Annotated in this window: 14 protein-coding genes; 9 read left to right on the forward strand and 5 right to left on the reverse strand. The window is 64.1% G+C overall.

Annotated elements, in window-relative coordinates:
• Positions 1–158: 158 nt before the first annotated feature.
• Together clpA and V473_RS22770 are read right to left on the reverse strand one after the other, a co-directional pair.
• A complete protein-coding gene (gene clpA, locus V473_RS05170) occupies positions 159–2,477 on the reverse strand; it encodes an ATP-dependent Clp protease ATP-binding subunit ClpA (protein ID WP_066601228.1) in 2,319 nt (772 codons plus the stop codon).
• A 153-nt stretch (positions 2,478–2,630) separates the two neighbouring features.
• Entirely contained in the window at positions 2,631–2,828 is a 198-nt protein-coding gene (locus V473_RS22770; RefSeq protein WP_082679100.1) for a DUF1192 domain-containing protein, read from the reverse strand.
• A gap of 103 nt (positions 2,829–2,931) precedes the next feature.
• On the opposite strand from V473_RS22770, the gene V473_RS05180 reads away from it, so the two are divergent.
• From V473_RS05180 to V473_RS05210, 7 genes are all read left to right on the forward strand, one after another.
• Positions 2,932–3,936: an NAD(P)H-quinone oxidoreductase gene (locus V473_RS05180; RefSeq protein WP_066601232.1), complete on the forward strand. Its 1,005-nt coding sequence runs from the start codon at positions 2,932–2,934 to the stop codon at positions 3,934–3,936.
• A gap of 415 nt (positions 3,937–4,351) precedes the next feature.
• On the forward strand, positions 4,352–5,224 hold the full coding sequence (locus V473_RS05185; protein WP_066601239.1) for a UDP-2,3-diacylglucosamine diphosphatase: 873 nt from the start codon (positions 4,352–4,354) through the stop codon (positions 5,222–5,224).
• A 57-nt stretch (positions 5,225–5,281) separates the two neighbouring features.
• The gene (locus V473_RS05190; RefSeq protein WP_066605097.1) at positions 5,282–6,310 is read left to right on the forward strand and encodes a glycosyltransferase family 4 protein; all 1,029 of its coding nucleotides are present in this window, start codon (positions 5,282–5,284) and stop codon (positions 6,308–6,310) included.
• A gap of 114 nt (positions 6,311–6,424) precedes the next feature.
• On the forward strand, positions 6,425–7,108 hold the full coding sequence (locus V473_RS05195; protein WP_066601244.1) for a DUF1013 domain-containing protein: 684 nt from the start codon (positions 6,425–6,427) through the stop codon (positions 7,106–7,108).
• A gap of 136 nt (positions 7,109–7,244) precedes the next feature.
• A complete protein-coding gene (locus tag V473_RS05200) occupies positions 7,245–8,951 on the forward strand; it encodes a long-chain-fatty-acid--CoA ligase (RefSeq protein ID WP_066601246.1) in 1,707 nt (568 codons plus the stop codon).
• Between the two features lie 41 nt (positions 8,952–8,992).
• A complete protein-coding gene (msrA, locus tag V473_RS05205) occupies positions 8,993–9,526 on the forward strand; it encodes a peptide-methionine (S)-S-oxide reductase MsrA (RefSeq protein ID WP_066605100.1) in 534 nt (177 codons plus the stop codon).
• Between the two features lie 96 nt (positions 9,527–9,622).
• On the forward strand, positions 9,623–9,886 hold the full coding sequence (locus V473_RS05210) for a hypothetical protein (RefSeq protein ID WP_066601248.1): 264 nt from the start codon (positions 9,623–9,625) through the stop codon (positions 9,884–9,886).
• Between the two features lie 308 nt (positions 9,887–10,194).
• Here the strand turns inward: V473_RS05210 and V473_RS05215 are convergent, their stop codons facing one another.
• Complete coding sequence (locus V473_RS05215; protein ID WP_066601250.1) at positions 10,195–11,148, reverse strand: L-threonylcarbamoyladenylate synthase; 954 nt, start codon at positions 11,146–11,148, stop codon at positions 10,195–10,197.
• Positions 11,149–11,271: 123 nt separating this feature from the next.
• On the opposite strand from V473_RS05215, the gene V473_RS05220 reads away from it, so the two are divergent.
• Positions 11,272–12,090 (forward strand): ATP-binding protein, encoded by an 819-nt coding sequence (locus V473_RS05220; RefSeq protein ID WP_066601252.1) that lies wholly within the window; start codon positions 11,272–11,274, stop codon positions 12,088–12,090.
• A gap of 40 nt (positions 12,091–12,130) precedes the next feature.
• Here V473_RS05220 and V473_RS05225 read toward each other — a convergent pair whose 3' ends face one another.
• Positions 12,131–13,456 (reverse strand): PQQ-dependent sugar dehydrogenase, encoded by a 1,326-nt coding sequence (locus tag V473_RS05225; protein WP_066601254.1) that lies wholly within the window; start codon positions 13,454–13,456, stop codon positions 12,131–12,133.
• Positions 13,457–13,507: 51 nt separating this feature from the next.
• Positions 13,508–13,681, reverse strand: coding sequence for a hypothetical protein (locus V473_RS24010; protein ID WP_165363646.1), 174 nt, complete (start codon positions 13,679–13,681; stop codon positions 13,508–13,510).
• A 231-nt stretch (positions 13,682–13,912) separates the two neighbouring features.
• On the opposite strand from V473_RS24010, the gene V473_RS05230 reads away from it, so the two are divergent.
• Positions 13,913–14,122 (forward strand): hypothetical protein, encoded by a 210-nt coding sequence (locus V473_RS05230; protein ID WP_201785474.1) that lies wholly within the window; start codon positions 13,913–13,915, stop codon positions 14,120–14,122.
• The last annotated feature ends 15 nt before the right edge of the window (positions 14,123–14,137 follow it).

Here is a 14,137-nt window from a genome sequence, read left to right on the forward strand (position 1 = left end):
AAGCAGGCGTTCAAGTCCGCGAGTGGCTTTCCCCCCTCATCCAACTTCGCCTAACGCGCTGCGCGCTTGAGGCTGCGTATCCTTCTCCCCGCGGGGAGAAGGGCAAATAGAAAGGGCGGCCGTTGCGGGCCGCCCTTCTTTATCTTGCTGGAAGGCGCTTATTTCGTGCCTTCGGTCGTCTTGGCCTTCCCGCCCTTCTTGCCCTTTTTGGGCGCCGCAGGGGTGATCTGGAAGGCCAAAGCTTCGTCCTTCATATGGACATGGACCTCGCCGCCATGGACCAGCTTGCCGAACAACAGTTCTTCGGCCAGCGGCTGCTTGATTTTTTCCTGCATCAGGCGGCCCATCGGACGGGCGCCGTACAGCTTGTCATAGCCCTTCTTGGTCAGCCAGTCCTTGGCATCCTGATCCAGGGTGATGTGAACGTCGCGGTCGGCCAGTTGCAGTTCCAGTTGCAGCACGAACTTGTCGATGACGCGGGCCACCACTTCGGTCGGCAGATAGTCGAACGGCACGATTGCATCGAGGCGGTTGCGGAATTCGGGGGTGAAGAGTTTCTTCACCGCATCCTCCTGCACATCTTCGCGGGTAAATTCGCCGAAACCGATGCTTTCCTTCGCCATGTCCGACGCACCGGCATTGGTGGTCATGATGAGGATGGTGTTGCGGAAATCGACGGTCTTGCCGTGATGATCGGTCAGGCGGCCATTATCCATCACCTGCAAGAGGATGTTGAACAGGTCGGGATGCGCCTTCTCGATCTCATCGAGCAACAGCACGCTATGCGGTTGCTGGTCGACGGCGTCGGTCAGCAGGCCGCCCTGGTCATAGCCGACATAGCCCGGAGGCGCGCCGATCAGACGGCTGACCGAATGGCGTTCCATATATTCCGACATGTCGAAACGCTGGAGCGGGATGCCCATGATCGATGCGAGCTGGCGCGCGACCTCCGTCTTGCCGACGCCGGTGGGGCCGGAGAAAAGATAGTTGCCGATCGGCTTGTCGGGATCCCGCAGGCCCGCGCGCGACAGCTTGATCGCGGAGGACAGCACCTCGATCGCCTTGTCCTGACCGAAGACGACGCGCTTCAAGTCCGTAGTCAGGGAACTGAGCACGGTCTTGTCGTCGGACGACACAGTCTTGGGCGGGATGCGGGCCATGGTCGCGATGACCTGCTCGATCTCCTTGGGCGTGATCGTCTTCTTGCGCTTGGACGGCACCACGAGCATCTGCATGGCGCCGACCTCGTCGATTACGTCGATCGCCTTGTCGGGCAATTTCCGGTCGTTGATGTAGCGCGCCGACAACTCCACCGCCGCCTTGATCGCGTCGGGCGTATATTTGACGTGGTGATGCTCCTCGAACGCGGTGCGCAGGCCGGCGAGAATCTTGATCGTATCCTCGATCGTGGGTTCGTTCACGTCGATCTTCTGGAAGCGCCGCAGCAGCGCACGATCCTTTTCGAAATGGTTGCGGAATTCCTTGTAGGTGGTCGATCCGATGCAGCGGATCGTGCCGCCCGACAGAGCGGGTTTCAGCAGGTTCGACGCATCCATCGCGCCGCCACTGGTCGCGCCAGCGCCGATCACGGTGTGAATCTCATCGATGAAGAGGACCGCGTGCGGCATCTTTTCCAGTTCGGTGACGACGGCCTTCAATCGTTCCTCGAAATCGCCGCGATAGCGGGTGCCGGCCAGCAGCGCGCCCATGTCGAGCGAGTAGATGACCGCTTCCTTGAGCACGTCGGGCACTTCGCCCTCGACGATCTTGCGCGCCAGACCTTCCGCGATCGCAGTCTTGCCCACGCCCGGATCGCCGACATAGAGCGGGTTGTTCTTGGACCGGCGGCACAGGATCTGGATCGTGCGATCCACTTCGGCAGTGCGGCCGATCAGCGGATCGACCTTGCCCCGGCCCGCTTTCTCGTTGAGGTTGACGGTGAACTGTTCGAGGGCGCTGTCCTTCTTGGCCTTGCCGTCCTGCACCTTCTTTTCCTCCTCGGAAGCGCCCTTTGTCTCCTGACGCTCGGGCGTGGGCGTGCCCTTGCCGACGCCATGGCTGATGAAGCTCACGGCATCGAGGCGGCTCATATCCTGCTGTTGCAGGAAATAGACGGCATAGGATTCGCGTTCGGAGAAGAGCGCGACGAGCACATTGGCGCCCGTCACCTCATCCTTGCCGGACGACTGGACATGGAGGATGGCGCGTTGAACCACGCGCTGGAAACCGCTGGTGGGGGAAGGATCGCTGGACCCCTCGACCTTCAGGCTGTCGAGTTCGGTATCGAGATACTGGGTGACGGCGTCGCCCAGTTCGCCGATTTCCACGCCGCACGCCTGCATCACCTTTGACGCATGTTCGTCATCAATCAGCGCCAGAAGCAGATGCTCCAGCGTGGCATATTCATGCTTGCGCTCCGACGCATGGGTCAGCGCATTGTGCAGGGTGGTTTCCAGAGCGGGTGCGAAAGAAGGCATGTCTGTTCTACTCCTGGCCCCAAAGAGGGGCGGTATCGAACCATATGTCGGCATTGCTCGACGCGGGATCAAGGCCATGGCCCTGACCAGCGGAATTGCCTGACTGCCCAAGCCCAATGGCGCCCTTATCGGCGCAGGGGGCACGGCGCGGGTTCATCGCCTGAATAACGCCTCGGCACTTGCCTTATGGTTAACGGCGTTTTCTTTTGTCGATCTGGTGCGCGCGATTTCCGTTTCCAGAGCGCGGATGCGGGCGTCCAGTTCGGCAACGGACAAAGGCCCCAGATCCTGCCTGAGCAGGCGGGCCAGAGGATCATCTCCCTTGTTCGGCAGATCGTCATCCAAGTCCATGACGCCAATGTTGACCCTGCGGGCCACTCTGTCAATAAGGGCGCTGGCTCCGTCCGTCGATTTCTGGTGCGGTGCAACATGGTTAATCACCGGGGACAGTAAGATGGCGGATGTGGACGCAATAGCGCGCGAAATGACGGCGATCGCGATTCCCACGCCGGGCGGGCCGGAAGCGCTGGTGCCGGAACGGCGGCCGGTGCCGGTGCCGGGCGCGGGCGAGGTGCTGATCCGCGTGGCCGCTGCGGGCGTCAATCGGCCCGACGTGCTGCAACGGCAGGGCAAATATCCGCCGCCGCCGGGGGCTTCGGACATTCCGGGGCTGGAGGTGGCCGGAACCATCGTGGCGGCCGGCAGCGGCGCGGATAAGCTGGTGGGGCAGAAGGTCTGCGCGCTGCTGGCGGGCGGCGGCTATGCCGAATATGCGGTGGCGCCGGCGGGGCAATGCCTGCCGCTGCCCGACGATTATGATCTGGCCGAGGCGGCGGCGTTGCCTGAAACGCTGTTCACCGTGTGGACCAATTTATTCGAGCGCGCCTATGCGGTGGGCGGCGATACGGTGCTGGTCCATGGCGGGACCAGCGGCATCGGCACGATGGCGATCCGCTTGTGCAACCTGTTCGACGTGCGCGTGATCGTGACCTGCGGGTCGGACGAGAAATGCGCACAGGCCAAGGCGTGGGGCGCGGACCATGCGGTCAATTACAAGACGCAGGACTATGTCGAGGAAGTGAAGACGATCACCGGCGGGCAGGGGGTGCAGGCGGTGCTCGACATGGTCGGCGGCGATTATGTGCCGCGTAACCTGTCCTGCCTGGCCGAGGATGGACGGCATGTGTCGATAGCGGTGCTGGGCGGGCCGAAGGCGGAAATCTTCATCCCGGCGATCATGAGTAAGCGGTTGACCATCACCGGATCGACGCTGCGGGCGCGGTCGGTGGGCTTCAAGAGCCTGGTCGCGGATGAGCTGATGCGGACGGTGTGGTCGTTCGTGGGCGAGGGGAAGCTTCGCCCGGCGATGGACCAGAAGTTCGCGCTGGCGGATGCGGCGAAGGCGCACGCGCGGATGGATGCGGGCGAGCATTTCGGGAAGATCGTGCTGGTGGTTTGATGGGGGTCATTAGCGAACCCGAAGGCTGTAAGCGTTGCGGACATCTCATCGGTTATCACTGGGATGGTGACGGGGAAATGTGGTGCACCGCCTGCGAGTGTAAGGGATATGTTGACCCCGATGAGCCAAAAGTCGTGAGCCGACGTCCTAATGCTGCGGATGATAAAAGGGAAATGTCACCCTGAACTTGTTTAGCTGCGCTGGCCTTCGGCTCAGGGTCCATTTTGCCAAATCGAGGGAAGGTTGGTGCCGCGCGATGGATGCTGAAGCAAGTTCAGCATGACAAATCAAATGAGGCGCGCTCCTCCGGTCAAGCCCCGCAAACCGTAGCATTTCCGTCATATTCTCTTCGGAACTGTAACATTGCGCGCTTAAGGATTCGCTCCCAAGGACATTGGTCTTTGGGGATCGTATCATGAACGCCATCACGCGCCTGCCCTTCCTGAGCGAGCTGGAAGAGGGCGCGGACGACCGCTTCCATATCCCTGAACGGGAAGGGCAGCGGCGCCGCTATCGCACCATCTGGATTTCGGACATCCACCTCGGCACGCGCGGTTGCAATGCCGCGATGCTGATCGATTTCCTCGACAATGTGGATAGCGACACCATCTATCTGGTCGGCGACATCATCGACGGTTGGCGGCTGAAGAAGCGCTTCTACTGGCCCGCCAGCCATAATGACGTGGTGTGGCGGCTGATGAAGCGGGCCAAGCGCGGCACGCGGGTCGTCTATATCCCCGGCAATCATGACGAGATGTTCCGGCAGTTCACCGGCATGAGCTTTGGCGGCGTCGAAATCCGGCGCAAGGCGATCCACACCACCGCCGACGGGCGGAAGCTGCTGGTGCTGCATGGCGACGAGTTCGACACGATCATGCTGGCGCATCGCTGGCTCGCCTTCGTGGGAGACGCGGCCTATACCACGCTGATGCGGCTCAACGTCGTGGTCAATGCGGTGCGGCAGAAGATGGGGCTGCCCTATTGGTCGCTCAGCAAGATGGCCAAGCACAAGGTCAAGAACGCGGTGTCCTTCATCTCCCGCTTCGAGGAGGTGGTGGCGCATGAGGCCGGGGCGCGCGGCGTCGACGGCGTGGTGTGCGGCCATATCCACAATGCCGAGATGCGTGAGATCGAAGGCATCGACTATTATAATGACGGCGACTGGGTGGAAGGCTGCACCGCGCTGGTCGAGCATGACGACGGGCGGATGGACGTGCTGCACTGGGCCGACGAGATCGCCAGGCGGGAGCAGGGCGAGCAGGATGTTCGGGCGCGGATGGCGGCTTGAGGATTCCCGCCTGCGCGGGAATATGCTGGATTTGACGGGATGATGGAGTTGATCCCCATGCGCATAGCGATCGTCACCGACGCCTGGAGCCCGCAGGTCAATGGCGTGGTGCGCACGCTCCAGACGATCCGCGCCGAACTGGAGCAGATGGGGCATGTGGTCGAGGTCATCTCGCCCGATCTCTATGGCTCCATTCCTTGCCCGACCTATCCCGAAATCCGGCTGGCGCTGGTGCGATCGACCGTCGTGGGTCAGGCGATCGCGGCGTTCCAGCCCGATGCGGTGCATCTGGCGACCGAAGGCCCGCTGTGCCTGGCGGCGCGGCGCTGGTGTCTGCGCAGCGGGGTGCCGTTCACCACCGCCTATCACACCCATTTCCCCGATTATGTCGCGCAGCGCACCGGCCTGCCCGCGGCCTGGTTCTGGCGCTATATCCGCTGGTTCCATGGGCCGGCGCAGGCGGTGCTGGTATCGACCCGATCCGTGCGCGAGCAACTCCGCACGCATGGCGTGCCCAATGTGCGGCCATGGGGCAGGGGCGTAGACCTGGCTGCCTTCACCCCCGATGCGCCGCCGCCCGCGCTTTACGCCTATCTGCCGCGCCCGATCATGCTCTATGTCGGGCGGGTCGCGGTGGAAAAGAATTTGGAGGCGTTCCTGGCCACCGACCATGTCGGGACCAAGGTGGTGGTGGGCGATGGACCGGCGCGCGCGGCGCTGGCGCGGGCCTATCCGCAGGCCCGCTTCATCGGGCCGATGTTCGGTGCTGAACTGGCGGGGGCTTATGCCGGGGCGGATGTGTTCGTCTTCCCCAGCCGCACCGACACGTTCGGGCTGGTGATGATCGAGGCGCTGGCCTGCGGCACGCCGGTCGCGGCCTATCCGGTGACCGGGCCGGTCGATATCGTGACGGCGGAATGCGGGGCGCTGTCGGAGGATCTGGGGCAGGCGATCGCCGCCGCATTGCCGTGCGATCGCGCCGCCTGCGCCGCCTATGGGCGCAGCTTCAGCTGGGAGCGCAGCGCGCGCGAGTTCCTGGCGGGGCTGCACGCCATCCCGGCCACGCTGATCGAAAGCGCCGCCTGACGCTTTTCCTTGCTCAGCCTGCCGTCATCGACTATCTCTTATCCGTCGTGGCCGCCCTGCTTGGGCGGCCCTTATCGTTTTTACGCCGGAGAAGACCCCGTGTCCCAGCCCCTCATGCCTCACGCGACCGCCAGCTGGCTGATCGACAATAGCGCCCTGAGCTTCGACCAGATCGCGGAATTTTGCGGGCTCCACATTTTGGAAGTGCAGGCGATCGCCGACGACACCGCCAGCATCAAATATACCGGCCGCGATCCGGTGCGCGCCCATGAAATCACCATGGAGGAAATCCATAAGGGCGAGAGCAATTCCGACTATCGGCTCAAGATGCTCAAAGGCCCTGAGCCGGTCCGCCGCACCAAGGGGCCGCGTTACACCCCCGTCAGCAAGCGTCAGGACAAGCCGGACGGCATCGCCTGGATACTGCGCAATCATCCCGAAGTGTCCGATGGCGCGATCGGCAAGCTGATCGGCACCACGCGCACCACCATCGCGGCGATCCGCGACCGCACTCACTGGAACATCTCCAACATCACGCCCAAAGACCCGGTGACGCTGGGACTGTGTTCGCAGCGGGAGCTGGACGCTCTGGTCGCCAAGACGGCCAAGAAGCTGGGCATCGAGGCGCCGACCGATTCGCGCCTGGATGGCGACCGCGAGGCCTTGATCGAGGAACTGCGGCGGGAGCGTCAGGAGACGGTGCGCCGCGCCGAAGAGGCGTTGAAGGCCGAGACGGACCTGATTTCGGCGACAGCCACGATCCTCGATCCGTTCAGCAGCAACAAGGGCGAGGTGTAATGCCGTAGCGTCATCGGCGACTTGCTCCAAGTCGCGGCGACGCAGCATTTTTCAGGGCCGCGCGGTTCACGCCGCGTGGCCCTTTTTGCGTTGGTTGACGCTTGCGTAAAGTGCCCGGTGCCCATACACTTCGGGCATGGAGAGCATAGAAAAAATCTGGCGAGAACGCTATCAGCACCCCACGGCCTGGGACCAGACATTCCCCCCGTTGTCGATGGGCGACATGGTCACGAACAGCGCAACGGCCCACCCCGACGCGCCGATGATCGATTTCATGGGGCGGCATTTCAGCTATGGCGCGGTGCTGGAGCAAATTCGCAGGATCGCCTGCGGCTTGCAGGCCATGGGCGTGCGCAAAGGCGACCGGGTCGGCCTCTATCTGCCCAACACCCCCCATTATGTCGCGGCCTATTATGGCGCGCTGATGGCCGGCGCGATCGTCGTCAACTTCTCCCCCCTCTACACCGCGGCCGAACTGGAACATCAGGTCGAAGATAGCGGCACGAAGATTTTATTCACCCTGTCGGCCAAGGCGCTGCTGCCCACCGCGCTGCAGGTGCTGGACCATAGCGCGCTGGAGACGCTGATCGTCGGGTCGGTCGCCGAGATGCTGCCGCCGGTCAAATCGCTGCTGTTCCGTTGGTTCAAGGCCAGCGAGTCCACGCCCTTGCCGGACGATCCGCGCATCATCCGCTACGACCGGCTGGTCGCCAATGCGGGGGGGTGTTCCGTGCCGGAGATCGACCCGGTCAACGACGTCGCGTTGCTGCAATATACCGGCGGGACGACCGGCACGCCCAAGGGGGCGATGCTGACCCATCAGAATCTGACCGCCAATGCGCGGCAGGCGCAGGCGATCGATCCGCACGCCAATGAGCCGGACCGGATCATCGCCGTGCTGCCCTTCTTCCATGTCTTCGCCAATACCTGCACGCTCAACCGGACGGTGGTGAATGGGGGCGAGATGGTGATGCTGCCGCGCTTCGACGCGGCGCAGGTGCTGGCGGCTGTGCAGCGGGTCAAGGCGACGTCGCTGCCCGGCGTGCCGACGATGTTCCAGGCGCTGCTGGACCATCCCGCCATCCGCAACATCGATTTCTCCTCCCTGCGGGCCTGCATTTCCGGCGGCGCGCCATTGGCGCTGGAGTTGAAGCAGAAGTTTGAGGCGGCGACCGGCGCCAAACTGATCGAAGGCTATGGCCTGACTGAAACCAGTCCGATCGTCTGCACCAATCCCTATGAGGGGTTGAACAAGAGCGGGACGGTGGGTCAGCCGGTGCCAGGGACGCGGGTGAAGCTGGTCGATCGTGAAGACCCGACCCGCCCGCCGGCCGAAGGCGAACCGGGCGAACTGCTCTTTGCCGGGCCGCAGATCATGAAGGGCTATTGGAACCGGCCGGACGCCGATGCCGAAGTGTTCGTCGGCGACTATGTCCGCACCGGCGATGTCGGCCTGATCGACGAGGACGGCTATGTGAAGATCGTAGACCGGTTGAAGGACATGATCGCGGTCGGCGGCTTCAAGGTGTTTCCAAGCCAGGTGGAATCGGTCCTGTATCACCATCCTGCGGTCAAGGAGGCGCTGGTGATCGGCATACCCGACCATTATCGCGGTGAGCAGCCCAAGGCGTTCGTGACCCTGAACGAAGGCGCGGAGATGGACGGCGGGGCGCTCATGGACTGGCTCAATCCGCAACTGGGCAAGCATGAGCGGGTCTGCGCGGTCGAGGTGCGGCTGAACCTGCCCAAGACGCTGGTGGGCAAGCTGTCGCGCAAGGAACTGGTGGCCGAAGAGCGCGCCAAGGCGGACGCGGCGCGGGCGGAGGCTGGAACCGCGGCGTGAGAATGCTTATCTGTGGCGTCGAACATGGATAAGGAATGAACATGGCGCAGGAAATCGCGACGCTGGCCGGTGGCTGCTTCTGGTGCACCGAAGCGGTCTACCAGAATCTCAAGGGCGTCGAGGGCGTGGAAAGCGGCTATATCGGCGGCGCGTTGCCCGATCCGACCTATGAACAGGTCTGTTCGGGCGCGACCGGCCATGCCGAAGCGATCCGCATCACCTATGATCCGGCGATCATCAGCTATGCCGACCTGCTCGACATCTTCTTCGCGACCCATAATCCCACAACCCTGAACCGGCAGGGCAATGATGTCGGCACCCAATATCGGTCGGCGATATTTCCCCATTCGGCGGAGCAGGAAGCGCAGGCGCGCGCGGGCATCGAACGAGCGCAGGCGGACCAGGCCGATCCGATCGTCACGACGATCGAGCCCGACGCGCCCTGGTATCCCGCCGAGGATTATCACCAGAAATATTGGGACCGGGTCGGCGACCGGAACCCCTATTGCATGGCGGTGATCCCGCCCAAGCTCGCCAAGCTGCGCAAGGGCTTCGCGGCCCGGATCGAGGGCTGAGCCGTCGCTACGGCCCGTCGCTTTTCGCGCCGTTCTTAGTGGGCTGTTCATGTCGCCCGTGTTAGGGAGGCGCGAACGACAAGTCGGGAATGGACGATGAAAAAATGGGTATTGCTGGCGACGCCCTTATTGCTGTTGGCGCTGCCGGGTTGCGTGCGCACGGTGGCGAGCGTCGTGACCGCGCCGGTGCGCGCCGGATCGCAGATCGTGGACTGGTCTACCACCAGTCAGGATGAAGCCGACCGCAATTATGGCCGCAAGATGCGCAAGCAGGAAGCGCGCGAGGGCAAGGAGCGCAAGAAGGCGGACAAGGAGCGGCGCAGACAGTGCCGCGACGCGGGTTATGACAATTGCGGGTGAGGCTGGGTTGAACGGGAATGCCAGGCGTTTGACCGGGGCGGAGCGTATGTCTGGTTTGGGTGGAGAGCGTACTGTCTACTTTGTGCGAGACTTCACGCGACAGGCAACGTAAAAATCCCGTCACCCCAGCGAAGGCTGGGGTCTCGTGCGGGGGCAAGCGGCGGTCCGGCTTGGCACATACTCAACCGCATCGCACTGTCGCCTGAGACCCCAGCCTTCGCTGGGGTGACGGTAGTGGGTCATCCGCTTGCCGATCATAAAGCCCGTCTGCTCAACGTCTGCTTTCTGTCGCGACCAACTAATCCCGATCAAGCCGCGGCCCGCCGCAGCCGGTCGTTGATCGCCGCGCCGATGCCCTCGTTCGGGATGGGCGCCACGGCGATGCGGGCGGCGGCGCTGGCGTCGGCGACGTGCAGGGCGGCGAACAGATGGGCCGCGGCCTCGCGCAGGTCCGCCTCCTGACTGAGGTTGATATGGCAGGGCATCAGCCCGAAGCCGATCAGATATTCGTCCTTTTCCGCCCGCAGCGCATTCAGTCGCACCGGCTTTGACGGCGCATAATGGCTTTCCAGTTGGCCGGGCGCCTCGATCTTCCCATCATCGGTCATCATCACCGGCAGCCCGGTCGCTTGCTCCAGCATGGCGGCGGTGACGGGGCCGGGGCGCAGCAGGCGGACGCGATCCTCTGCGGGCGCGGCGATGGTGGATTCCAGTCCCTCGCTGGTCGGTCCCTCGTCCAATATCATGCGGATTTTGCCGCCCAGGCTGGCCAGCACATGTTCGGCGCAGGTCGGGCTGATCGATCCGCTGCGATTGGCGGAGGGGGCGGCGAGCGGGCAGCCGCTTTCCCGGATCAGCGCGCGCATCGCCGGATGAGCGGGCAGGCGCAGCGCGACGGTCGGCAGCCCCGCCGTCACCAACGGCGACAGGCCGCTGTCGCTGCGCACCGGCAACACCAATGTCAGCGGGCCTGGCCAGAAATGGTCGGCGAGCAGACCCGCCACGGCCGAGAAATCGGCCAGCCGCTCCGCCATGGCGCGGTCGGCGACATGGACGATCAGCGGATTGAAGCTGGGTCGGCCCTTGGCGCTGTAGACCGCGGCGACGGCATTGCTGTCGGTGGCGTCGGCGGCCAGGCCATAGACCGTCTCGGTAGGCACCGCCACCGGCTCGCCCGCACGGATCAGCAAGGCCGCCTCGCGCAGGGCTTCGGCGCCATAGCGGCAGGATTTCGTCGAAAATGATGGATGAGCGATAGTCACGACCCCCGCGATATAGACCCCGGATTAGGCAAGTAAAAGGCCATTGCGTCAGGGAAATGACATCGACGCGCAGGGAGGAGCAGGGCGCTTGCAGCCGCGCGGATCGGCGGTTAAGCCGCGACCATGACCGACGCCCTCCTTATCCGTATCGCCGAAGCGCTGGAACGGCTCGCGCCGCCGCCTCCCTCGTGCGCCGATCTCGCCGCTTTCCCCGCCTATGTCTGGGACGGGCGGGCGATCCATGCGGTGGAGGCATTCGCGCCGGTGGACTATGCGCTGCTGACCGGGATCGATGCGCAGAAGGGCGCGCTGCTGGACAATAGCCGCCGCCATGCGGCCGGCCATGCCGCGCATGACGTGCTGCTGTGGGGCGCGCGCGGGACCGGCAAATCGGCGGCCGTAGCGTCCGTCGTCGGCCTGTTGCAGGAGGAAGGGCAGGACATCGCCCTGATGCAATGCGCAATCGATGAACTGGCGAGCCTGCCCGCGCTCTTTGCCCTGCTGCGCGGCACGACGCGCCCCTTCATCCTGTTCCTCGACGATCTGGGGTTCGAGGAACAGGGCGTGGGCGACGCGCGGGCGCTGCGGTCGCTGTTGCAGGGGGGCACGGCGGCGCGGCCCGCCAATGTCCGCCTCTATGTGACGTCGAACCGCCGCCATATTGTGCCGCGCCACCTGTCCGAACAGGACGATCCCATCAATCCGCGCGATGTGGTGGACGACAAGATGGCGCTGTCCGACCGCTTCGGCCTCAGCCTCGGCTTCCATGCGCTGGATCAGGACGCCTATGTTGCGATCGTGGGCGGCTATGCGGCCAAGCTGGACTTGGCGTTCGATCCGCTGGAGGCGATCCAGTGGGCGACCCAGCGCGGCAGCCGGTCGGGCCGTGTCGCCTGGCAATATGTGGTCGACCTGGCCGGGCGCAACGGGCTGAGTGTGTAAAGCCTGCATCCGTTCGCTCGAAGCGAACGGATGATCGCCATCACTGCGCCTTCGTCACCCGCCACACCACGCCCCCGACATCGTCGCTGACCAGCAGCGCGCCCTTGGCGTCGGCGGTGACGTCGACCGGCCGACCATGCGCGGCGCCATCCTTGTCCAGGAAGCCGGTCAGCAGGTCCACCGGCTTGGCCTTGCCCGCTTCGCCATCGGCAAAGCCGACATAGACGACCTTGTAACCGGCGGCCGGTTTGCGGTTCCAACTGCCGTGCAGGCCCACGATCGCGCCGTCGGTATAGGGCGCGCCCAGTTGCAGCTTGTCGGCGAAGGTCAGGCCCAGCGGCGCGACATGGTTGCCCAGCGCATAGTCGGGCCGGTGGGTATATTCGCGGATTTCCGGTCGCTGCGGCTGGACGCGGCGATCTTCATAACCGCCCCAGTAATTCCATGGCCAGCCGTAGAAAGCGCCGAACTCCACCCGCGTCAGATAGTCGGGGACGAGGTCGCCGCCCAGCATGTCGCGTTCGTTGACCACGCCCCACAGCGCGCCGCTCTTGGGTTCGAAGGCAAGGCCCACGGGGTTGCGCAGGCCCGATGCGAATATGCGCTTATAGCCGGTCTTGGGATTGACTTCGAGCACGAGGGCGCGGCCCTTTTCCACTTCCAGCCCATTGTCGGCGACATTGCTGTTGGAGCCGACGCCGACATAGAGCAGCCCTTCGGGGCTGGCGGCCAGGCTCTTGGTCCAATGCTGGTTGGGCGCCTGCGCGGGCAGGTCGATGATCTTGCGCCCCTTGGCGGTGATCCTGATATCGCCTTCCTTATAGGGGAAGGCCATCAGCGCGTCGGTGTTCGCTACATAGAGCGTGTCGCCGATCAGCGCCATGCCATAAGGGGAGTTGAGGCCGGTCAGGAAAGCGGTCTTGGTTTCCGCCCGCCCGTCGCCATCGACGTCGCGCAGCAGCGTGATGCGATTGGCGGACGGTGCGCCAGCCCCCGCCTTGTCCATCAGATAGCTCATCACCCGGCTGACGATGCCGTTCTTGGGCCGCGGCGGGCTGTTGGTTTCGGCCACCAGCACGTCGCCATTGGGCAGGCGCAGCAGCGAGCGCGGATGGGCCAGGCCATCGGCATAGCGCGCCACGTTCAGTCCCTTGGCCGCGACGGGCTTTTCATCGCCGGTCCACGGCTTCACCTCGGCGATATTGACCGTCGGAATCATTTCGTTGCGCGGGGTAGTGAACAGCGGCTCGCGCCCGGTATCCGCGCCCGGCGGGAGTTGCGCCGTGTTGCCCTGGGCCAGATAAAGGAAAATGCCGCCCGCGATCAGGAGCGCGATGAGGGCGAGGGCGATGATATGCTTCTTCATGCGCTCACATCTATGCGGACGCAGGGCGGCGGGCAAGGCGGCGTGTGCGGCTTATTTGCCGCGTTCGCGCAGCCACAGCAGGACGGCGATCAGCACGCCCGCGCTTGCGCCCGCCAGCAGCCCGATGCTGGGCTGGCCCAGCAGGCCGCCGCCGATCGTACCGGCCAGGATGAGGAAGGCGATGATCGCGCCAGCGCCGGTCGGGTTTTTCGTCTCCTTGGTCATGGCGGCCCCTTGCCATGGACCGCGCGACAAGGCCAGCGGCTTTGAAGGCCATCCCGGACAGCCCCGTTTCGGGAAGCATCGTCCCGTGACGGGATGGCTGATCCATATCGGGACTTCCCTAATGGACGATTTACCGTCCAAACCAGCCATTCACGCCAAAGCGTTGAAATGGCACGGTGATTGAACAGCGTGCTCCATAATAAGGTCGCCAGGAACGAGTCGGGGGTCGCAATGCAGGTGCCATATCTTTCGAACCGAAAGAGCTATGAAGACGCGACCGAGCTGATGGCGGCTTTCGGTGACAATGCCGGCTATGAAGCCGCCGCGCGTGCCGACCGCAGCCTGGATCAGGGCAATCATATCCATTTCTGCCATTGGCGTCAGATCGAGCGGCTGATCGTGCTGCTGACCTACGACCAGCCGCTCGGCACCATCCACTAAAATCCACGGCCGCAG

Origin of the sequence: Sphingobium cupriresistens LL01, from assembly GCF_001046645.1 — a bacterium.
GTDB lineage: Bacteria > Pseudomonadota > Alphaproteobacteria > Sphingomonadales > Sphingomonadaceae > Sphingobium > Sphingobium cupriresistens.